This is a genomic window from Flavobacterium sediminilitoris, from assembly GCF_023008245.1.
Lineage (GTDB): Bacteria > Bacteroidota > Bacteroidia > Flavobacteriales > Flavobacteriaceae > Flavobacterium > Flavobacterium sediminilitoris.
On the sequence record NZ_CP090145.1, the window covers coordinates 975,847 to 996,300 of the forward strand.

The following is a 20,454-nucleotide window of genomic DNA, read 5'->3' on the forward strand; positions in this document are numbered from 1 at the left end:
TTTTAATTTATGGGATTTCCGTTTAAAATATCTTTGCTTACTTTTCCGATTGGTAAACGAAATACTGGAATTTTGATATTAAATTGCTTTACCAATTCTTTAATTTTCAAATCAATTTCTTCTGTGTGATAACGAGAAGAAAAATGCCCCAAAATGAGTTGGTCAATAGTACAATTACTTACCATTTCCATTACTTCTTCTAGTGAACTGTGACTGTTTTTTTTAGCTTTTGTATTGGTTTCTGCTTTTGTTAAAAAGGTTGCTTCGTGTATCAATACTTTGGAATTATCATAACGCTTATAATCTACCACTGGTGTGTCTCCAGAATAGGAAAGAATATTCGTTTTTAGTTCTTCCAAAACAAAATCATCTCCTTTTTCTTGTCGTAAAGCTCTTAATTGTGTTGGTTCTAAATTAGTAAATTCGGGTTTTAGTTTCTTTTTGGTTTCCCAAACTTTATAACTTAAACTCTTTATCATTCCATTTTTGGTGACAACATGCTCGTTTTCTATAGCTTCTACACTAATTTTCTCTTTTACATCAATTGTTTGATTTTTATCAATGGCTTGCCAAGTTGTTCCTTTTGCATGCGGATCGAAATTGGCAAAAAACTGATTTAAAAATGGAAATGACTGTGCGTCTTTTGGATAATATATCTTTGGTTGATGAATTGAGAATAATTGATTATACTGCAACAATCCAGTAAGATGATCTCTATCGGCATGAGAAATGAATATGTTTTTTATTTTTCCGCATTTACTCATCAAACCCGATGTTAATCCGTCTCCAGCATCGAAAAGGATTCCTAGTTCTTCTATAAAATACCAAGTAGCAAATAAGGCTGTTGAATATCCGTGTATGGTTAGTTTCATATATATGTCGCTCCGATGGAGCTGGTTTTTTTATTATAAATATTGAACTCCTCTGGAGTTTTATTTCTTATTGATTACTTCTTAATTTTTCAATTAAATGAATAGTTTTAAATTTTTCTTATATTTTTTCACTTATAAGTTTATACTCTTTTGAAAATGTTTGTAATTTCATTTGACAAACTTGAATATTTTTTTCTTTACCTATTTCAATTAGTCTTTGCTTATTTTCTTTGCTTATTTGAGAACCCAAATGTATTTCTTTTGGCTTTATATGATTAATAAAATCAAAATCTGATTTATTATCCTCATAGTCTAGATTAGTCTGTTTGATAATTCTCCATTCTTTTTCATAAGACCAGTCTAATGACTTAAATAATAAAATTTTATAATAGAAGAGTTTATCATAAAAAGGTGCATTAAACTTCAACCCTAAACTTTTATAATAATTATCAATAAAATGAAATTCAACATAATATGTTGCATCAAATCTTTCATTTGAATAACGAACAGGCAGAATTTTTTTATCTGCAAAATCAGTACCTCTAACACCTGAGAAACCTAAGTCAATTGAAAAACGAGATTTAAAATCATAGTTTAAAGCGAAACCTTGATGGTTTTGAGCATAATGAGACCACATTAATATAGAATCTATTCTTTCTGATAAACAAGCTACCAAAGATGATTGCTTTAAGCTTTTTAGTGACTCATCTATAATTTCATCAATAACCTTAATGTAATGTAAATTTGAAAGTTTCTTATAAAATTCTTTTTCTTCAGCATTTTTGAACGAATTGTTCTTAATAAATTTATCCACAAAGTCTTTTCCTAATAAATTTATTTGAGATACTCTAAATTCTAAATCAGTATTTAACCTCCCAATTAAATCATTATTATCATCTGGTTTAGAAATAACATCAAGAATTTTTTCTCTATCTATATATAATAATGAGTCATAAGGATCATTGAAGAGTGTTGGTTTTGTTAAAAGAAATTTATCATTTTCTAAAGCGTCAAAGCTATATGAATTACAATTTCTGAATCTATATAAATTTTCTGGAGTTATATCCCAACTATGCTTAAATATTTCACTTACAATTTTTGATTCCTCCTTAGGATCTAAATTATCAGGAATTTCTTTTTCAATTAAATAATCAATTAATTTCTCTTTAGTCATCATATTAAGATATTACATAATTTAATAGTTTCTGCTAGTTTTTCTTTGGTAAACCCTTCTGAAAATTCTGTTTTAATTAATCGTTCTTTCATTGGAAAAGGTAGATTTACAGTAGATTTATCATCATCAATAATCATGTAATTCGTTAATGCTGTTGCTACTATAAATCGTTCTATTTCTTCTTTTCTGTTTTTACATTGGTATAAAGGTAAAAAAGCTTCGATGTATTGATTGATCTTTCTATTCCTAAAAATCGTATTGAATTCTTCTAAAGTCTTAACAGTTCTTCGAGTAGAACTCAAATAAATTTTTATAGGATATTTTGCTAATAATAGATTTAGGTTTTGAACACATTCTTTATTAAAATCGGAATAACCATCGGCATGCATCTCGTCTTTTTTCCATAAAGGCGTTGTGATGAGAACTCCGTCTAAATCTAATATTAGGTAATTGGTTTCATTTCTTTTATTCTAATAGCTTAAATGTCTTTTCTAAATCTAATTTCTTCCCTTTATAACTTTTAAAATTTTTCTTTTCACTTGTCATCTGGTTTATATATTCATCTTTCGTACACTTCATTGCTTTTGCTAGTTGAATTGTTTCTTCAATTGTCTTATAATCATTCCCCTTTTTAGTAATAATTATGGTATGAGGTTTTATATTTGCCTTACCATAAGCACAAAACTTATGATGACCATCCAAAATATAAAACATCCATGAATTTTCAACATGAAGTAGAATTATAACAGGTCTAAAACCTCTCAAAATCTGCTCTTTGTATTCTTCAACTCTCTTATTATCAATTGAATTTTGAGTTGGTGTAATATCAAAACAACCTCCATAATAATCAAAACTACTATACTGTTCCTCTTTTGGAATTTCTACCCAATTTATCCCTTCAAACATTTCATAATAACCAAATTCATATTTACCATATTTTAAAAAACTAGTAAAATATTCCGTTATTGCCAAAAATTCTCCTTCGTTTTTGATTCCTTCTTTTAAGATGTTTTCAATAGTTATATTTACTTCAATGACTTGCTTATTTAAACCTTGAGCAATATGGTATCTCCAGGTTGAACCTACCTCAGCATACCAACTATATTGTATTGGTCTATCCTTGAGATATAAAATTGTCTCTTGAGGATTCCCAACTATCTCCAAGACGCCATTTTTACCATATGTTTCAATTATTCTTTTCATTATTTTGCTTCTTTTACCAAAACATCAAATACTTTTTGCATGCCTGTTGTTGCGTTTTCTTTTACATAAATGGCTCTTCCTCCATAATTACCTCCATCGTGTTCTGGATTGATAATGATTAGTTGGGCGTCATTTTTGATAAAGCTTAACAAATTGGCTGCTGGATACACCTGTAAAGATGTTCCAATTACCATAAAGATATCGGCTTGTTTTACCATTTCGATAGCTACTGGATATAAAGGCACGTCTTCACCAAACCAAACAATATCTGGTCGTAATTGGGAATCGTCTTCTGCTTTGTCACCAATTTTTATGTCTTCAAAACAATCGTACACTAATTTTCTATTAAGTGAAGAACACATTTTGTTTAGTTCGCCATGTAGGTGTAAAATATTAGTTGAACCTGCTCTTTCGTGCAAATCATCTATGTTTTGTGTAATGATTTGTACTTCAAAATGTTCTTCTAATTGTTTTACTAAATGATGGGCTTTATTGGGTTCTACTTCTTTTAGTTTTCGTCTTCTTTCGTTATAGAATTCTAAAACTACTTCTCTATTTTTTCTCCACCCTTCTGGTGAAGCTACATCTTCTACTTTGTGATTGTGCCATAATCCGTCAGCATCTCTGAAGGTTTGGATGCTACTTTCTGCACTTATTCCTGCTCCGGTTAATATTGCTATTTTTTTCATTTTTGTGTTCTTTTTTAATCTTTCATTCGATACATAATATCACTTCGTAATGCGTATTTGTAACCACTTTCTATTATTTTTCCTTCATGTCTGTAAGGATGATAAAAAACCAATAAATCACCTGTTTTGGGTTGAATGGTAAACAAATCTTCAAATTCGGTTTCACCGCCTTCAAATTCTTCGTTGAGATAGATTAGAAAAGTGAAAAAACTTTCTTCTTTTTCATTCCTTTTAAAACTTCCATCTCTATGCATTTTAAATCGTTGTCCTGAACTGTATTTGTAAAAACGGAACATTTCGTTTAAACTATCCACTTCATACATTCCTACTTCGTTATTTAAAAATGGTTTGGCTCTTTGGAACAATTCTTTTGCTAAAGTTTCATCTGTGTACAGAATTCTGTCGTTGTTTCTAACGCCTTTTAAAATGGATTGTCTATTTCCACCCATTTGCACTTTAGCTTCTTCATAACCTAATTGTTCACTTTTTTCTATTAAAACCACACATTCTTCTTTGGAAAGGAAGTTTTCTAGTACAAATATGTCTTTGTTATAAATGATCTTTTTCATTGTTATTTTCTCAATTCATCCCTAACTTCCATTAAAGCAAAGCCTAACAAATTTAATCCTTTCCATTTTTCAGGATTGTTACAATCTTTATCATCACTTGCCATACCAATACCCCAAATAGGGTCGACTGGACTTGCTTCTACAATAACTCTTTCATTGGTACTCAAAAGAAATTGTTTTAAATCTTGATCTTGACTGAACTTATAGAAGTTTCCTTCTTTTACTATTTGAAATCTATTGGCTAGCCAAGTTTCATTATCATAATTACGAACTTCTCTTCCTAGTTTTTTGGCTTCAGCTGGTGATTTACAAAGTAGTATTTTTTCTAACACTCCATTATCTCCAAATAATTCCGCTTTCTTTGCCATCATCCAATGTTCGGCTGTTTTGTATTCAATTCCTTCCACTGTAAAACTACTTTTCCACCATTGACTGAAACAAGTTTTTGTGATTGTTCCGTCTTTTGAAGGTTGGTGACCCCAAAAGAATAGGAATTTATTGTCTGTATTTATATTTTCAATTGTGTATTTCATATTTCTTACTTAATGTATCACATAGTTTTGTGATGTCGTTTTTTCTAGCTAGTACGTTAATCCATTCTTCAGGAATGTTTTCGTAACCATATAGTAATCCTGCTAATCCTCCTGCGATGGCTGCTGTTGTATCGGTGTCACCTCCTAAGTTTACCGCTTTTAAAACTGTTTCTTCGTAGGTATTGGATTTTAACAAACACCATAAACTGGCTTCGAGGCTGTGAAGAACATAACCACTTGAATAAACTTTATCTTTTTCTAACTCATTAACATTTACTTTTAAAATTCTATCGAATAATTGAATTTCTTTTTTATTAAAATCTTTATTAGCGATAAAATCTTCAACTATAATTTTAGTTTGATTGTAGGCTTCAAATTTATCATGCCCTTTTAGAATTTCTAAAGCATATACAACATAAATAAAACAGGCAAAAACGGAACGAAAATGAGCATGTGTAATAGAAGACACTTCTTTTACTTTTTGATAAATTATATTAATATCTTTCTCCTCTTTTAGATAAAAGGCTAAAGGTAAAATTCTCATTAACGAACCATTACCGTTATCTTCTACATCAAAACCACCACACAATTCAGGTTTATGTCCTGTAGAAATTCTATAAATTGCTTCTCTTGTAGCTATGCCAATATCAAAAACTCTTCCATGTGGAGTCCATATTTCTGAATTATACCATTTCTTGAATTTTGAAGCTATATCTTCTAAATCATAATCTATACATAAACTTTCTGCCAAACAAAAAGTTAATGAACTATCGTCGCTCCAAGTGCCTCTTGGTTGTGCATGTGAGCCGTTTTCTCGCATATTAACAACTGGAAATCTTGCTAATAATTCCCTATCTTGAAATTCTACAGGAACTCCTAAAGCATCACCAACCGCTACTCCGAATAAAGCGCTATGTACTTGGTTTATTTTCATTTTTAACTCTCTTTAGTTGCTATCTTCAATTTTTCATTCAATTCATTATCCTTGAAAACCAATGGCTTTTCTAATGGAATCATCAATTTTTCTAAGGTGTTGCTTTTTACATTTTCATATTCATGGGCTACAAAATCGCTGATGTTTTCTATTAACAAAATGTCTTCTTTTGCAAATGTTTTTATAAACTCGTTTCGCAAACCAATTTGTATGGCTCTTCGTTCTAATTTGGCTCCATAAGGATCGTGATCTGGATCCCATTGCAAACGCACATTAGAGGATTTTACTTCATTTTGCCATTCTTCATGTGTCATCCCTTCTACTTGATTGAAAGAGGAATAAACAGCGTTTTTTAAATAAGTTTCAAAAGCCTCTCTTTTTAAATGTATGGCCAAAACCACTTCTTGACCTTCTTTTGTTCCCCAACCGTTTCTGTACATCATCCAAAGAAAATTGGGCTTTATCCAAGTCATTCTTTCTAAACTGAATGCACCACCAAAGAATTGGTTTTTGACTGCAAATTCTCCAATTTCTTTTCTGTAAGACTGGTACACTATTATCTTTTCATCATCATATTGCGCCATGATGTGATAGCCTTCTTTTGGCCATTCTTGTATTTGTTCTGTATATTTTTTTAATTCTAATTTCATTTTTTAGTTGATTTATTCCTTTCAATCTGCATTTTACATTAAACCAAATTTCTCTTCTAGTTGTTGATCTAATTTCTTTAGATATTCTTTTCCAAAAGCTCCGTTTTCTAATTCTTCTAATAAGAATGCAGGTAAGATTTTATCACACGCTTTCTTCTGACTTAAAATTGCCATACATAATTCGGCCACAGTATCCGTATCACCTCCAAAATCAATGCAATATTTTAAACAGTCTTTCATCGAAGTAGCTTCTGAAACTATTTTTATTACTGCTTTTGTTGTAGGATAACCGTGCATATCGATAGGAGAAGTAACTTCATATATTTCATTTTCACCTAAAGTTTCATTTATAAAAGAGATTAAGTCGTTATTTTTATCTAAATCATATCTATAAAAATGTACAGCTAGTGCAATTCTTTTGGCACATTGAATTCCCTCTATAGTATCATGTGATACTTTTGCTTGAATTTCACAAAAAGAAAGTAGTTTTTGAATATCTTTTATATACCCTATTGAGTAAGCTCGCATCGCTGAACCATTACCACCACTTTGATTATTTATTATCTGAATAAAATCAGAACCGCTTTTACTTGTATCCAAAGCATTATAAACTCTATTTGAATAACCTCTTCTTTTATCTCTGTGAAAAGCAATTACAAATTTATTGGCTACTTTTTCTGCTGTCCAGTTATCTTCTTCTAAAAGTAATTCGGCTATAGCGATTGCCATTTGCGTATCATCTGTATATCTTTTATAGATTTCTGTATACATTCCGTGTTTGTGATATTGAGTCAAATCATTATATTTTTCAATATAATTCATTTCTTGAAACTCAAAACCTGCTCCATAAGCGTCTCCTATTGCTGCTTCTAAAATCATTTTTTTCTTTTTTATGTGTTCTCGATACATTTTTTATTCCACTACATTCCATAAAAAACACTCGAACTGACGTATGACTATTCTATTTTTAACGAAATCACTTCTACATTCTCATTCTCAATATCTTTGAAAGAATTGGTTGTAAAAATCTTTTTGAATACGCTTAGACTTTCAAAACCTTTATTAAAAATACCGTGACTTACTGCTAAGTATAAGTTGCCTGCGTTTTTGTTTTTTAATTCTTCGGCTAAGCCAATAAATGTGCCTCCTCCATCGCAAATATCATCTACGATTAAGCAATCTTTGCCTTGTAAATCTTCTGAATAAACTTTGAAACCTGATAATTTCCCCGTTTTTACATCTCTACTTTTACTACATTCTATTACTTCAACACCTCCTAAATATTCTGATACTTTATAAATTTTCTTTAAAGCTCCTCCATCTGGTGAAATTAATAAAACTTCGTTTCCTATCTTTTTAATTACTTGTTGGATAAAATCGTAATTAGTTACTACTTCGCAGTTATTCAATAAAGCTGATGTCACTTCAGAATGGGGATCGAATACTTGGATTTTATTCAAATTCAAACTATTGATAATGTCTGCATAGACTTTGACAGATAAAGGTTCTCCCGGAATCATTACACGATCTTGTCTTGCAGCTGGAAAGTAAGGAATAAAAGCATTAATGCTTTTTACACCCATTCTTCGTAAAGCATCGATAGCTAAACAGAACAACCCTAAATCGTTAAAAGAATTCAATCGATGCATAACGGTCACCGTAGCTGTAGTATCAAAGTTTGCTGTGATCTTTATATGTGGTTCGCCTCCTGAAAAGATAAAACTCTGAAATTCAATTGCGTTTTCTTTTCCTAAAGGAATAAAATTTTTATCTAAATTAAGTATCATATTATGTTTGTGTTTATTTTACACAAATGTATGATTTAATTTTTTTCTGACAAAATATTTTTTGTGTATTTTTTACACTAACTTAATTTCGAAATAAATCCCTTCTTTTTCAAGACGCTTATATTCAGCTATATCAAAAGCATATAGTTTTGCTGGACGTCCTGTTTTTTTAGTTGCATATTCTTCTGTTTCTCTTATAAAACCGAAGCTCATCATTTTCTTTCTAAAATTTCTTCTATCAATTTCTTTACCTATAATTGTAGTGTATAAATTCTCCAAATGAGAAAACAAAAATTTATTTGGCAATAAATCAAATCCAATAGGTTGATAGGTTAGTTTATCTTTTAACCTTTTAATTGCTATTTGAATAATTTCGTTGTGATCAAATGCAAGATTTGGAATTTTATCAACTTCTACCCATGACACATTATCTGCATCTGTATTTGCTATTAAAGTTAGTTTTGAAGAATCGACTAGTGCAAAATAAGCAACAGAAACAACCCTATTTCTTGGATCTCTAGAGATATCATCTCCAAATGTATATAATTGTTCCAAGTAATTCACTGAGACATTAGTTTCTTCTTTCAACTCGCGTTTTACAGCTTCTATTAAAGCTTCATCTTCTTTTACTAAACCGCCAGGAAGTGCCCAATACGTATTTTGACTTCCAAATTTTTGTTGGATTAGCAATACATATAGTTTTGATTTTTGGTATCCAAAAACTACCGCATCTACTGCTATTTTAATATTTTGAGGATTTGAGGACATAGGAAAGTGTATATACTACGCAAATATAACTGTTTTTTGTTTTTATGATAAATGTTTGTTTATTCATTTCACCATTTTAGATGGTTTGACTTTTTTAATATCATCTTTTGTAAGATAATTCTCTTTATTTTGCAAATACAAGTCATGAAAAAATTATATTATGTATTTATAGCACTACTGATTAGTGTTTTAATTTCTTGTAAAAATGAAACTAAAACAATAGGAACAATACTACTTTCGATATTAATCCAATACCTGTTTTCAAACGTAGATTTTTTTTAGTTTACCAAAAGAATTGCAAACTACAAATAAGCCTATAAAGAAAAACTTTGATATTATCTATTTTCCAATAGATAGCATAATGACTCTATTAGAAAGGAAGAATTTGAAAGAACTATATTCATCAAGAACACAATAGTGATGAAGGTTGGTCATTACGCTATTTTTAAAAAAGTTATGATGAATATGAGCGTTATCATGACCAAACCACATATTTAGGCGAAGATAGTTCAATAAGGTATGCTGATTAAACTATAAAAGTTTATGTTATACGACGTTCAAATGGTAATGATATTAACCTGATGGTAAAGAAGCTGTTGCTGAAAATATCAAAGGAGCTACAAGCCAATCCTAATTTAAAATAAACATTAATGGTTATACTGATAATACCGGAAATGACACTTGTAATATACAACTTTCAAAGAATAGAGCTGAAACAGTTAAGAAAGCTATTATTACTTCTGGTATTGAATCTGCTCTTTTATCATCAGATGGATTTGGCTCAAAAGATCCTATTTCAGATAATAATTCTGAAGAAGGTAGAGCTCAAAATAGAAGAGTGGAATTAAAAAAAATAAGGCTATAATTAACAAACGACCCTCATTTAGAACAATTTTAAGTGAGGAATTTTTAATATGATTAACTATTAATAATTTTACTTAAATCAAACATTGGAGCATACATAGACACCATGATAACTCCTACCACAATTCCTATTACAATAATAATCATAGGCTCTAATATTACTCCTATCATTTTTGTTTGATGACTTATTTCTTCGTTATATTGATCTGTTAAACGTTCAAACATCGTATCAAGTTGATTAATTTGTTCTGCTACTTCTACCATTGAAACTAACTTATTTTCATAAATAGTGTGTTTACGTAAACTTTCGTGTAATGAAGCTCCTTTAGTAATATCTGATTTAATAGTATCTATTGATTTTTCAATAGGATAAAATCCAATCATTTTTGAGGTTAATGATAATGATGTAAGTAAAGTAGTTTTTGAAGTAATCAATAAGTTCATTGATTGGCAAAAACGAGAAATATAAATTTTCTGTATGAGATTACCAAAATAAGGAATTTTCAATATTAAGATTGAAATAAATTTACGATAGTTATCTTTTTCTCTCAATACAAAATGTGCTACTACTAATCCTATAATTGTTAAGAAAACCAATAAAAATATTGTTCCTGAATGATTTGAGATTTTAATAGAAATAATAATTTAATTCATCCTAAATTAAACGAAGTTTTAATTTCTTCTACAACATTTTTCAAAACACTATTTAAAGTATCATTTTTTCGAGATAATAAAAAAACTTGTGTTGAAGGCATTTTTGGACTATCCCAAACCAATTGTATTTTCTTTTCTTTTAAATGTTTTTTAACATTGATATCCCAAACTATTGAAATTCCTGTATTTTTTGATAATGATTCCAACATTTCATATTCTGAAGGAATAATATAGTTTGAAATTATAGAAGGTCTTTTTTTATCAAATACATAGAGCCAAAACAATTTTACATGCGGAATTCTAGCATCAAAATTATACCATTTTTGATGATTCAACCAATTTTCTACTTCTGTAAAATTTTCATTTTTAATTTCTTCTTTAATTGTTTTTATTTCTAAATCAGGACTTGAAATCATGATTTGTTTGATTTTCCCTAATTCACTTTGAACAGTATCAAAGGTGTCATACTTCTTAGTGACTATAGCAAAATCAATTTTTTTATTATCAACTAAATTAAATAACTCATCGTTTTCAGCATAAGTAAAATCAATAAAATCAAATTTGGATATTAATTGATTTCCAATACTTGAAAACAAATGTTTTGAAATTCCTACGGAAACTAGTTTATTTGCGTTAAACGCTTTTGTCCTGAAACCATTTTCAACGTTTTCTAATCTATCTAATGCTTCAATTATAAGATTATTGAGCAACTTAGCGTATTCTGTTGGCTCAACTCCTTTTGATTTTCTATTAAACAATTTATAACCAACATGTGCTTCTAACATTGCTATTTGTTGACTAACTGCTGGTTGACTTATAAATAATTCCTTAGCAGCTAATGAGAAATTACCATTTTTATAAACTGATTTGAAGGTTCGATACCATTCTAAATTAACCATGATATAAATATATTTATCACAAACATAATTTAAATTATTTTTACTAATACCATTATAATTGTAATTTTGATAAAAATTAATTAAAAGCATGAAAAAAATTATAACTGCATCTATTTTAATGGTAACATTAGGATGCAAAGAGAATAAAGAAAGTAAAGAACAGAAGCAAGAAGAACAAACAATAAAACAAGAATCAATGAAAAAAGTATTATTTGTAGTTACTAGTCATGATAAGTTAGGAGAAACTAAAGAAAAAACAGGATTTTGGATTGAAGAATTTGCAGCTCCTTACTATGAATTAGTCGATCAAGGTATTGAAGTAACAATTGCTTCTCCTCTTGGAGGTCAACCACCTATCGATCCAAGAAGTGCTGATCCATCCTCTTCAACTGAAGACACGAAAAGATTTGACAAGGATAAAATTTTACAAGAAAAATTAGCAAACACTGCTAAATTAGTAGACATTAACCAAACTGATTATGATGCTGTCTTTTATCCAGGAGGTCATGGCCCATTATGGGATTTGGCTTCTAGTGAAACCTCAAAAGATTTAATTACTTCTTTTTATACAAACAATAAACCTATTGCTTTTGTTTGTCATGCTCCAGCAGTATTAAAAGATGTTAAAGTAAACGGAGAATTTTTAGTAAAAGGTAAAAAGGTCACTGGCTTTTCAAATGCAGAAGAAGAAGCTATTGGTTTAACTAAAATAGTACCTTTCTTATTAGAAGATGCTTTACAAATTAATGGAGCTGAATATAGTAAAGGAGAAAATTGGACACCATATGCAGTAGAAGATGGATTACTAATTACGGGTCAAAATCCAGCTTCATCAAAATTAGTAGCTCAAAAATTAATACAACAATTAAAAAAATAAAAACATGTTAAACTTTGAATTATATAATCCTGTAAACTATGTTTTCGGGAAAGGACAAATAGAAAAACTAAACGATTTAGTCCCAAATAATGCTAAAATTCTAATTGCTTATGGAGGAGGAAGTATTTTTAAGAATGGGATATATGACCAAGTTAAAACCGCTTTACCAAACCATAACATTGTTGAATTTGGAGGTATTGAACCAAATCCACGTTTTGAAACTTTGATGAAAGCAGTAGAAATTATTCGTGCTGAAAAAATTGATTTTATATTAGCAGTTGGTGGTGGAAGTGTTATTGATGGTGTAAAATTTATTTCAGCAGCCGTTAATTATGAAGGTGATACTGTTGATATTTTAAGAAAACGTATTTTATTTAAGGATGTTTCTAAAGTTATTCCTTTTGGAACGGTTTTAACCTTACCAGCAACAGGCTCTGAAATGAATTCTGGTGCAGTAGTAACTATTGATGCTACTCAAGAGAAATTAACGCTAGGAGGAAGTGCTTTATTTCCTGTTTTCTCTATAGTTGACCCAACGGTTATTATTTCATTACCAAAAAGACAATTACAAAATGGCGTAGTAGATGCTTTTACTCATGTAATGGAACAATATTTAACTTACACACACGATGCTTTTCTACAAGACAGAATAGCCGAAAGTATTTTACAAACCTTAATCGAAATAGGGCCAGATGTTGTTGAAAACCCAAGTGATTACAAGTTGGCTTCAAATTTTGTTTGGAGTGCAACTATGGCTTTAAATGGATTAATTCAAAAAGGAGTTCCTTCGGATTGGGCAACACACATGATCGGCCACGAACTAACCGCTTTATACGAAATTGATCACGCTAGAACTTTGGCTATTATTGGTCCTAACTTATACAAAGTAATGTTTGAAACAAAAAAAGAAAAATTAGCACAATACGGAAAGCGTGTATGGAATATTTCAGAAGGTTCCACAGAAGAAATTGCAGAAAAAGCGATTGAAAAAACCATTTCATTCTTTCATACTATGGGAATGAAAACAAAATTATCCGAAAACACAGAAAATTATCAAAAAACTGCTGATTTTATTGTTAATCGTTTTGAAGAAAGAGGTTGGAAAGCTATGGGTGAAAAACAAAATATTACTCTTGAAAAAGTAAGAGCAATTGTTGAAATGAGTTACTAATTTTTAAGGATTATTTTAACTGTTGATTTCTCTCTAAGAAAATAAAATGCTTTCTCAAAATCTTGGGAAACTAATTTAAAACTCTTCTTGATAATAAACTTACACGTTTTAAAAACAAAGTAAAAAACAAAAAAAGCGTTCAAGATCTATTCTTGAACGCTTTTACTAACCAACCAAAACTAAATAGATTAACCCAAAACTATTTAAAAAATTATACTTAGAAAACGGATCATAGGATATTAAATTGCATTCAAAAAACTAAAAAAATGTTAAATTTACATTTCTTGATACTTCGTAATGAAAAAGTGTAATTTCTAATATTGAAACTATTTCTTTACCTTTGGATTTCCTAAAAATTTTTAAAAAATGGAAAAACCAAAGTTTGCCGTAATTGGTGGAGGAAGTTGGGCAACTGCTATCGCAAAAATGTTGTGTGAAAACCAAGAAAAAATTGCTTGGTATATGAGAAGTTCGTATGCTTTAGAGTGCATAAAACATCAAAAACACAACCCTAACTATTTAAGTTCTGTCCAATTTGACAATACTAAATTAATTCTTACTAATGATATTAATGAAGCTGTTGCATTTGCAGATTATATCATATTTGCAATTCCGTCTGCTTTTTTAAATTCTGAATTAGAAAAATTAACAGAAGATTTATCGAATAAAATCATATTCTCTGCAATTAAAGGTATTGTTCCTGAAACAAGCTTAATTGTTGGAGAACACTTTCATACAATTTATAACATTCCATACGATAATATTGGTGTTTTAACTGGCCCTTGCCATGCCGAAGAAGTTGCTATGGAACGTTTATCCTATTTAACTATAGCTTGTAGCGATAGAGAAAAAGCAAAATATGTTGCCAAAAATCTAAGTTCATATTATATAAAAGCAAAAACTACAGATGATATTATAGGAACTGAATATGCCGCTGTATTAAAAAATATTTATTCTATTGCTGCTGGAATCGCCCATGGTTTAGGATATGGTGATAATTTTCAGGCTGTTTTAATGAGTAATGCAATTCGTGAGATGAAAAAATTCATTAGAAAAGTACATAAAATGAAACGCAACATTAATAATTCTGCATATTTAGGTGACTTATTAGTTACGGGTTATTCCGTTTTTTCTAGAAATAGAATGTTTGGAAATATGATAGGAAAAGGTTACACCGTAAAATCGGCACAAATGGAAATGAGTATGATTGCAGAAGGATATTATGCAGCCAAAAGTGCTTATCACTTAAATGAAGAGCATAAAGCTGATACTCCAATCATTAACGCAGTTTATCGTATTTTATATGAAGGTAAAGAAGCAAAAGCAGAGTTTAAAAAGCTTACAGAAAAATTAAATTAAAAAACACATATTTTAACCGTTCTTTATAAAAAAAATCTAAAATATTGAATTTCAGTATTTTAGATTTTTTTTGCTTTACGCACAAAAAAAACAATGCACTAAAAATCAGCAACATACAAACAATTCTCTTGGTGTAAAAAATAGATAGTACATTCGCAAAAAATTTGAACATATTATGGACTCATTAATTAATCATCCTGTTATTATAACCGTTTTTACCATTGTAATTATCGCAATGTTACTTCTCGATTTAGGTGTTTTAAATAAAAAAAGTCATGCTATAAGTAATAAAGAAGCTGCATTTTGGTCTGTTTTGTGGATTTCACTAGCCATGGGATTTAGTGCAATCATTTATAAATACATGGGTTTTGAAAAATTTGCTCAATTTCAAGGTGCTTATTGGATTGAAAAGGCTTTATCTGTAGACAACTTATTTGTTTTCATATTGGTCTTTGGTTATTTTAATGTAGCTAAAGAATCACAACATAAAGTTCTATTTTGGGGTGTTTTGGGTGCTTTAATCTTTAGAGCTATTTTCATCTTTTCAGGTGTTTGGATTTTAAATTACACTTATTTACCTGAAATGACACTCTTCGGATATGATGTAAAAATCAATTATTTACTTACTATTTTTGGTATTATTCTTATTGTTGCTGGATTTAAATCGTGGTTTAGTCATAGTGAAGATGATGGTGATAAGGATTTTTCTAAAAGCCCTGGATCAAAATTAGTTCATAAGTTTTTTAAAGTTAGTACAAAATTTGATGGTGATAAATTTTTCACTATTGAAAATGGTGTAAAAATGGCAACTCCATTATTAGTTGTAGTAACTATTATTGAATTTACTGATTTACTATTTGCCGTAGATAGTATTCCTGCTATTTTTGCTATTGCTCCTGATGATCCTTTTATTCTCTATACTTCAAATATCTTTGCCATTTTAGGATTGCGTTCGCTTTATTTCTTATTGGCTAATTTCATGTATATGTTTAGTCGCTTACATTATGGTTTAGCACTTATATTAGGGTTCATAGGTGTAAAAATGATTATTGCTCCTTTTATCCATATCTCTTCTTTAACATCATTACTAGTTGTTGGAAGTGTTTTAGTTATTTCTGTAATTTGGTCTTTATTATTTCCAATAAAGAAATAAAAACATTTGTGTATAATATATACATTTTAACATTTATTTTAATGACTTTTACACATTGCAGATCTATTGGAAAAAACATAAACCCCTACAAAACAAAGCATTAATAAAATTAGTGATTACTATTCTTTTTTGGCATATTTTTTTCAATTGTATATAACATTAGTAATCATTAAAAAAATTATTGTTATGAAAAAAGTAGTTTTATTGGCAGCTTTTGCATTTGCCACAGTTTCAACATTCGCTAAGACAGACGTTAATTCAACAGCTATTGAAGTTATCAAGCTTCAGGAAGGATATAAAGAAATTTCTGTTGATGAATTACCAGATGCAGTTAAAGAAGCTGTAAAGAAAGATTTTAAAGATGCAAAAGTTCTAAAAGCATTTGTTAATGAGAGTAAAGAATTTAAATTAGAGCTATTAGTAGGTGAAATTACACAAACTGTTTTTGTAGATGCAAACGGAAATTGGTTAGAAAAAGAGTAATTAAAAATTAATTTTCTTTACATAAAAATGCTATCTCAATGAGATAGCATTTTTTTATATTACTTTTATGTCATAATAAGTACAAAATAATTATTTTTAAAAAAAAATTCAAATGCCAAAGATATTAATCATTGAGGATGATAATACTTTCAACAACATGCTTTTACATTTTTTAAAACGAAATGATTACACTGTTGTACAAACTTTTACTGCGAAAGAAGCCATAGAACAATTAGAATTTCACTCTTTTGACATCATTCTCTCCGATTTGCGCTTACCAGATCAGGATGGTCTATCATTACTTCCTATCCTAAAAGAACGAAACATTGACACTCCTTTTATATTAATGACGGCTTATGCAGATGTTAAAACTGCTGTAAAAGCAATGAAAATGGGTGCTGCCGATTATATCTCAAAACCTTTTGTACCTGAAGAAGCTCTTTTGGTTTTACAAAAAATATTATCTTCTGGAAAAAAAGATTTTATTTCTAGAAAAAAAGAAAAAAAAGAACAACCAAAATCAGGTTTTTATTGGGGAAACGGTATTGCTTCTATAAAATTAAAGAAACATATTGATCTTGTAGCTCCAACTACTCTATCTGTATTAATTACAGGTGAAAATGGAACAGGGAAAGAAGTTGCCGCAAAAACAATTCACGAAAAAAGCAATCGATGTACAGGTCCTTTTATTGCTGTAGACTGTGGTGCTATTCCTAAAGACATTGCAGGAAGTGAATTTTTCGGACATATTAAAGGATCTTTTACAGGAGCTGTTAATGACAAAATAGGTTGTTTTGAAGCTGCAAATGGTGGTACTTTATTTTTAGATGAAATAGGAAATCTATCTTATGAAAATCAGGTTTTGCTACTTCGTGCTATTCAAGAACGAAAAATAAAAAAAATAGGTTCTAATATAGAAATCGATATTGATATTCGATTATTATCTGCTACAAATGAAAACTTAAAATCGGCGGTTGAAAATGGCTCTTTTAGAGAAGATTTATATCATCGATTAAATGAGTTTTCCATATTAATTCCTTCTCTTCGAGACAGAAAAGAAGATTTAGAGTCTTTTGCCTATTTATTTTTAGAAAAAGCAGCGTTACAACTGGAAAAAGATGTTACTAAAATTTCAGATGAAGCCTTACAAATTCTTTTTCAATATAATTGGCCAGGAAATTTAAGGGAATTACAAAATTACATTAAAAGAGCAACTCTCTTAAGTGCTGAAAACACTATTGAAGCTTCAAGTTTGCCCGAAGAATTAACTTTATCTAAATATCAGGAAAATAACTTTCAATTTGGATTAAAAGATGAAGCCGAAAAAGCTGCTATTTTAAATGCTTTATCAATTGCTAAAGGAAATAAATCAAGAGCAGCAGAGCTTTTAGGTGTTTCTAGAAAAACATTATACAATAAAATCAATCAGTATAAACTAACGTAAGGCTTTCTTTAAATTGGTTTAATTTAGTTAAAAGCAATTGAAAATCAGACTCTAATTGGTTTTGACTATTGGTATTTTCTTCTTTATGTTTTTCTTCCATTAAATTTAATAAAGAAAGTAATTCTTTTTTATCTAATTGACCAACCATAGTTTGCATTTTATGACATACTGATGTGATTTTATTTGCATCGTTGTTTTTTATTGCTTCTTCCAAAGATGCAATATCTGATGTTAGTTCTTTTATATAGTTTTTTATAAAAAATCGTATATCTTCCTCATTATCGCCTAAATAAGCTTTTAAAATAGCATTATAAGAATCTCCATTTTCTACTATTTTAACTATTTTTTTTCCTGACAAAGTTGATATTGCGTTTAAAAGTTGATTTGGAGTAAATGGTTTTGCTAAAAAAGTATCAAAAGAAAAAGAAGACTCAATTGCTTCTTCATAAGGCAATTGTCCGCTTAAAACAATAACTTTTATATTTTGAGCAAAAGGAATCTTTCTAAGCTGAGTTAAAAAGGAATAACCACTCATCTTTGGCATGTGAATGTCTGTTAAAACAAATGTAGGCAGTTCTTCTTCACAGAAAGCTAATGCTTCATGTCCGTCAGAGAAAGTATAAATTTTTTCAAAATATGGTTGAAGTAATGATTTTGTAAGTTGAATTTGAGACATATCATCATCCAGAATAAGGCAACTCGTTAACACAATATCTTCTTTAAGATTTTCTTTTATTTTTTCTCTATAAGGCAAATTAACTGTAAATATCGACCCTTCTCCTAATTCGCTTTCTAAATGAATTGTTCCTTCTAACAAATTTGATAATCTTTTACATATTGAAAGCCCTAAACCAGTTCCTCCATATAAAAGTTCAATTTCAGAGTTTTCCTGTGTAAATGAGTCAAATATTTTTTCGAAAGCATTTGATGCAATACCTATTCCTGTGTCTTTTATAGCAATTAGAAGACGATTATCTTCAATTTTAGTAATAATTGTTATACTCCCATTCTGTGTAAATTTGTAAGCATTACTTATTAAATTGTATAAAATTTGTCTTATTTTATTATAATCTCCATAATAAACCAAATCTTCGGTTTCATCAATTTCAAATTTTAAATCTACCGTTTCTTTTTGATGTAAATCAGCAATATTCTGACCTGTCTCTTCTAAAAGTTCATTGAGTTCAAATTCTTGAAAAAGGACTTTTATTTTGCCTTTTTCCATTCTAACATAATCTAATAAATCTAATACTAATTGTTCAATATAGTGTGTTGCTGATTTTATTTTTAGCAGTTTTTCTCTATTCTCAAATAGGTTTTCTTTTTCTAGAAGTTGTGCACTATATCCTATTAATGACTGTAGAGGTGTTTTAATATCATGACTAACAGATGCCATTAACTGCTCTCTAGATTCTAAAAGAATTTCTGTTTTCTGCTTTTGTAACTCTAATTCTTGCCTATATTTTTTATTTTTAAGAAAATCTGTTGATAAAAGGATAAAGAAAAAAACAACAAGTATTAAACATATTATAGCCGCAATACTTAAAAGTCTTAAAGAATTTTCTTGATTTTCAATTTTTACTTTTTTTACTTTTTCTTGAGCAATAGCACTTGTTTCTCGAAGCTTTAATATTATATCTGATAATTTTTGAGTAATTACTAGTTCGTTTTTCAGTAATTCTACTTCTGTGCTTTTTATTGCAATAGATTCCTGACTTCTTCTTTTTTGAGATTCTAATAGAATAATTTTTGAAGCTGTTAAAATAGAATCTGCTTCTTCATGAGAAATAGTATTAGTATCATCTTTTGGCACATTGCTATTTAAATAATCAACATATTCCTGAGCTACTTTTCTTTGATAAGGTGTTAAGTTTTTTGCATTCTTAAATAGACTTTCAATTTTCAATTTTCCTTTTATAGATTCTATATTCTCTATTTTTTTTACCACTTGATTAATAGGAACAGAAACGCTTCTTTTGTTTTGAAGGTCTAATAATTTTAACACATTGTATTCTTTGTCTCTTAAATATCTCTTTAAGGAATCAACAATCGTTAATTCGTTTTTTAAAACACTAGTTTTTAGAGTGTCTAGTTTTAAGATTATTTTTTCATTTTCTTTTAAAAACGAAACGATATTCTTTTTTGTTTTTGTTTGTAAAGCAATTCTTGATAAGTTATCTGTTTGATAGATATCACGAATTAACTCTGTATAAGCCAATTGATTTTCATCAATCGTATCTGTTTTTAATAGTCTATTTAGCTTTGATTGTTGTTGAAATAAATACCAAACTGAAAAGGCCATTAATCCTAATAACAATAAATAACTCAATAATAATTTAAAGGAAGTGTATTTAGAAATAGCAGCCATTTA

The 20,454-nt window shown here is 29.1% G+C and carries 22 protein-coding genes; 7 read left to right on the forward strand and 15 right to left on the reverse strand.

The annotated features are described in order from the left end of the window. Positions 1–2: 2 nt before the first annotated feature. The 12 genes from LXD69_RS04515 to LXD69_RS04570 all read right to left on the reverse strand — a co-directional run bounded on the left by LXD69_RS04515 (position 3) and on the right by LXD69_RS04570 (position 9,179). Entirely contained in the window at positions 3–872 is an 870-nt protein-coding gene (locus LXD69_RS04515; protein WP_246917829.1) for an MBL fold metallo-hydrolase, read from the reverse strand. Between the two features lie 118 nt (positions 873–990). Then, positions 991–2,049 (reverse strand): DUF2971 domain-containing protein, encoded by a 1,059-nt coding sequence (locus tag LXD69_RS04520; RefSeq protein WP_246917831.1) that lies wholly within the window; start codon positions 2,047–2,049, stop codon positions 991–993. Next, the gene (locus tag LXD69_RS04525; protein ID WP_262916268.1) at positions 2,046–2,489 is read right to left on the reverse strand and encodes an HAD domain-containing protein; all 444 of its coding nucleotides are present in this window, start codon (positions 2,487–2,489) and stop codon (positions 2,046–2,048) included. The genes LXD69_RS04520 and LXD69_RS04525 overlap by 4 nt, the downstream gene beginning before the upstream one ends. A gap of 22 nt (positions 2,490–2,511) precedes the next feature. Beyond that, complete coding sequence (locus LXD69_RS04530; protein WP_246917835.1) at positions 2,512–3,249, reverse strand: ParB/RepB/Spo0J family partition protein; 738 nt, start codon at positions 3,247–3,249, stop codon at positions 2,512–2,514. Further along, positions 3,249–3,938, reverse strand: coding sequence for a Sir2 family NAD-dependent protein deacetylase (locus tag LXD69_RS04535; RefSeq protein ID WP_246917839.1), 690 nt, complete (start codon positions 3,936–3,938; stop codon positions 3,249–3,251). Before LXD69_RS04535 ends, LXD69_RS04530 begins: the two co-directional genes overlap by 1 nt. A 14-nt stretch (positions 3,939–3,952) precedes the next feature. Then, positions 3,953–4,507, reverse strand: coding sequence for a 2OG-Fe(II) oxygenase (locus LXD69_RS04540; protein WP_045970621.1), 555 nt, complete (start codon positions 4,505–4,507; stop codon positions 3,953–3,955). Between the two features lie 2 nt (positions 4,508–4,509). Then, positions 4,510–5,040 (reverse strand): NADAR family protein, encoded by a 531-nt coding sequence (locus LXD69_RS04545; RefSeq protein ID WP_045970619.1) that lies wholly within the window; start codon positions 5,038–5,040, stop codon positions 4,510–4,512. Next, on the reverse strand, positions 5,024–5,974 hold the full coding sequence (locus tag LXD69_RS04550) for an ADP-ribosylglycohydrolase family protein (protein WP_246917841.1): 951 nt from the start codon (positions 5,972–5,974) through the stop codon (positions 5,024–5,026). Before LXD69_RS04550 ends, LXD69_RS04545 begins: the two co-directional genes overlap by 17 nt. A gap of 2 nt (positions 5,975–5,976) precedes the next feature. After that, positions 5,977–6,624: a DUF4291 domain-containing protein gene (locus LXD69_RS04555; protein WP_246917842.1), complete on the reverse strand. Its 648-nt coding sequence runs from the start codon at positions 6,622–6,624 to the stop codon at positions 5,977–5,979. A 33-nt stretch (positions 6,625–6,657) separates the two neighbouring features. Continuing rightward, positions 6,658–7,503, reverse strand: a complete 846-nt coding sequence (locus LXD69_RS04560; protein WP_045971133.1) for an ADP-ribosylglycohydrolase family protein — start codon at positions 7,501–7,503, stop codon at positions 6,658–6,660. A gap of 77 nt (positions 7,504–7,580) precedes the next feature. Next, on the reverse strand, positions 7,581–8,411 hold the full coding sequence (prs, locus tag LXD69_RS04565) for a ribose-phosphate diphosphokinase (RefSeq protein ID WP_246917844.1): 831 nt from the start codon (positions 8,409–8,411) through the stop codon (positions 7,581–7,583). 72 nt (positions 8,412–8,483) lie between these two features. Further along, the gene (locus tag LXD69_RS04570) at positions 8,484–9,179 is read right to left on the reverse strand and encodes an NUDIX hydrolase (protein WP_045970611.1); all 696 of its coding nucleotides are present in this window, start codon (positions 9,177–9,179) and stop codon (positions 8,484–8,486) included. A gap of 646 nt (positions 9,180–9,825) precedes the next feature. Between LXD69_RS04570 and LXD69_RS18080 the strand changes: the two genes are divergently transcribed. Beyond that, the gene (locus tag LXD69_RS18080; RefSeq protein WP_394799752.1) at positions 9,826–10,044 is read left to right on the forward strand and encodes an OmpA family protein; all 219 of its coding nucleotides are present in this window, start codon (positions 9,826–9,828) and stop codon (positions 10,042–10,044) included. A 53-nt stretch (positions 10,045–10,097) separates the two neighbouring features. Here LXD69_RS18080 and LXD69_RS04575 read toward each other — a convergent pair whose 3' ends face one another. Beyond that, positions 10,098–10,640, reverse strand: a complete 543-nt coding sequence (locus LXD69_RS04575; protein WP_246917846.1) for a type II secretion system F family protein — start codon at positions 10,638–10,640, stop codon at positions 10,098–10,100. Positions 10,641–10,693: 53 nt separating this feature from the next. Beyond that, a complete protein-coding gene (locus LXD69_RS04580) occupies positions 10,694–11,686 on the reverse strand; it encodes a LysR family transcriptional regulator (RefSeq protein WP_246917848.1) in 993 nt (330 codons plus the stop codon). Between LXD69_RS04580 and LXD69_RS04585 the strand changes: the two genes are divergently transcribed. The 6 genes from LXD69_RS04585 (at position 11,685) to LXD69_RS04610 (ending at position 18,083) form a co-directional block, all read left to right on the forward strand. After that, positions 11,685–12,473, forward strand: coding sequence for a type 1 glutamine amidotransferase domain-containing protein (locus LXD69_RS04585; RefSeq protein ID WP_246917850.1), 789 nt, complete (start codon positions 11,685–11,687; stop codon positions 12,471–12,473). The genes LXD69_RS04580 and LXD69_RS04585 overlap by 2 nt on opposite strands. A 4-nt stretch (positions 12,474–12,477) precedes the next feature. After that, entirely contained in the window at positions 12,478–13,644 is a 1,167-nt protein-coding gene (locus tag LXD69_RS04590; RefSeq protein WP_246917852.1) for an iron-containing alcohol dehydrogenase, read from the forward strand. A gap of 366 nt (positions 13,645–14,010) precedes the next feature. Continuing rightward, a complete protein-coding gene (locus tag LXD69_RS04595; protein WP_045970603.1) occupies positions 14,011–15,003 on the forward strand; it encodes an NAD(P)H-dependent glycerol-3-phosphate dehydrogenase in 993 nt (330 codons plus the stop codon). Positions 15,004–15,178: 175 nt separating this feature from the next. Continuing rightward, positions 15,179–16,156: a TerC/Alx family metal homeostasis membrane protein gene (locus LXD69_RS04600; protein WP_045970601.1), complete on the forward strand. Its 978-nt coding sequence runs from the start codon at positions 15,179–15,181 to the stop codon at positions 16,154–16,156. Positions 16,157–16,342: 186 nt separating this feature from the next. Continuing rightward, the gene (locus tag LXD69_RS04605; protein WP_045970599.1) at positions 16,343–16,639 is read left to right on the forward strand and encodes a hypothetical protein; all 297 of its coding nucleotides are present in this window, start codon (positions 16,343–16,345) and stop codon (positions 16,637–16,639) included. A 112-nt stretch (positions 16,640–16,751) separates the two neighbouring features. After that, positions 16,752–18,083, forward strand: coding sequence for a sigma-54-dependent transcriptional regulator (locus tag LXD69_RS04610; RefSeq protein WP_045970597.1), 1,332 nt, complete (start codon positions 16,752–16,754; stop codon positions 18,081–18,083). Here the strand turns inward: LXD69_RS04610 and LXD69_RS04615 are convergent. Further along, positions 18,061–20,451, reverse strand: a complete 2,391-nt coding sequence (locus LXD69_RS04615; RefSeq protein WP_246917853.1) for an ATP-binding response regulator — start codon at positions 20,449–20,451, stop codon at positions 18,061–18,063. The genes LXD69_RS04610 and LXD69_RS04615 overlap by 23 nt on opposite strands. Positions 20,452–20,454 lie beyond the last annotated feature (3 nt).

Excerpts from the sequence above, each read along its gene's own strand:
- LXD69_RS04570 (WP_045970611.1), bottom strand. The coding sequence starts at position 9,179 with ATGTCCTCAAATCCTCAAAATATTAAAATAGCAGTAGATGCGGTAGTT.
- LXD69_RS04555 (WP_246917842.1), bottom strand. The coding sequence starts at position 6,624 with ATGAAATTAGAATTAAAAAAATATACAGAACAAATACAAGAATGGCCA.
- LXD69_RS04615 (WP_246917853.1), bottom strand. The coding sequence starts at position 20,451 with ATGGCTGCTATTTCTAAATACACTTCCTTTAAATTATTATTGAGTTAT.
- LXD69_RS04520 (WP_246917831.1), bottom strand. The coding sequence starts at position 2,049 with ATGATGACTAAAGAGAAATTAATTGATTATTTAATTGAAAAAGAAATT.
- LXD69_RS04590 (WP_246917852.1), top strand. The coding sequence starts at position 12,478 with ATGTTAAACTTTGAATTATATAATCCTGTAAACTATGTTTTCGGGAAA.
- LXD69_RS04610 (WP_045970597.1), top strand. The coding sequence starts at position 16,752 with ATGCCAAAGATATTAATCATTGAGGATGATAATACTTTCAACAACATG.
- LXD69_RS04515 (WP_246917829.1), bottom strand. The coding sequence starts at position 872 with ATGAAACTAACCATACACGGATATTCAACAGCCTTATTTGCTACTTGG.
- prs (WP_246917844.1), bottom strand. The coding sequence starts at position 8,411 with ATGATACTTAATTTAGATAAAAATTTTATTCCTTTAGGAAAAGAAAAC.
- LXD69_RS04585 (WP_246917850.1), top strand. The coding sequence starts at position 11,685 with ATGAAAAAAATTATAACTGCATCTATTTTAATGGTAACATTAGGATGC.
- LXD69_RS04540 (WP_045970621.1), bottom strand. The coding sequence starts at position 4,507 with ATGAAAAAGATCATTTATAACAAAGACATATTTGTACTAGAAAACTTC.
- LXD69_RS04605 (WP_045970599.1), top strand. The coding sequence starts at position 16,343 with ATGAAAAAAGTAGTTTTATTGGCAGCTTTTGCATTTGCCACAGTTTCA.
- LXD69_RS04530 (WP_246917835.1), bottom strand. The coding sequence starts at position 3,249 with ATGAAAAGAATAATTGAAACATATGGTAAAAATGGCGTCTTGGAGATA.
- LXD69_RS04600 (WP_045970601.1), top strand. The coding sequence starts at position 15,179 with ATGGACTCATTAATTAATCATCCTGTTATTATAACCGTTTTTACCATT.
- LXD69_RS04560 (WP_045971133.1), bottom strand. The coding sequence starts at position 7,503 with ATGATTTTAGAAGCAGCAATAGGAGACGCTTATGGAGCAGGTTTTGAG.
- LXD69_RS04550 (WP_246917841.1), bottom strand. The coding sequence starts at position 5,974 with ATGAAAATAAACCAAGTACATAGCGCTTTATTCGGAGTAGCGGTTGGT.
- LXD69_RS04595 (WP_045970603.1), top strand. The coding sequence starts at position 14,011 with ATGGAAAAACCAAAGTTTGCCGTAATTGGTGGAGGAAGTTGGGCAACT.
- LXD69_RS04580 (WP_246917848.1), bottom strand. The coding sequence starts at position 11,686 with ATGCTTTTAATTAATTTTTATCAAAATTACAATTATAATGGTATTAGT.
- LXD69_RS04545 (WP_045970619.1), bottom strand. The coding sequence starts at position 5,040 with ATGAAATACACAATTGAAAATATAAATACAGACAATAAATTCCTATTC.
- LXD69_RS04535 (WP_246917839.1), bottom strand. The coding sequence starts at position 3,938 with ATGAAAAAAATAGCAATATTAACCGGAGCAGGAATAAGTGCAGAAAGT.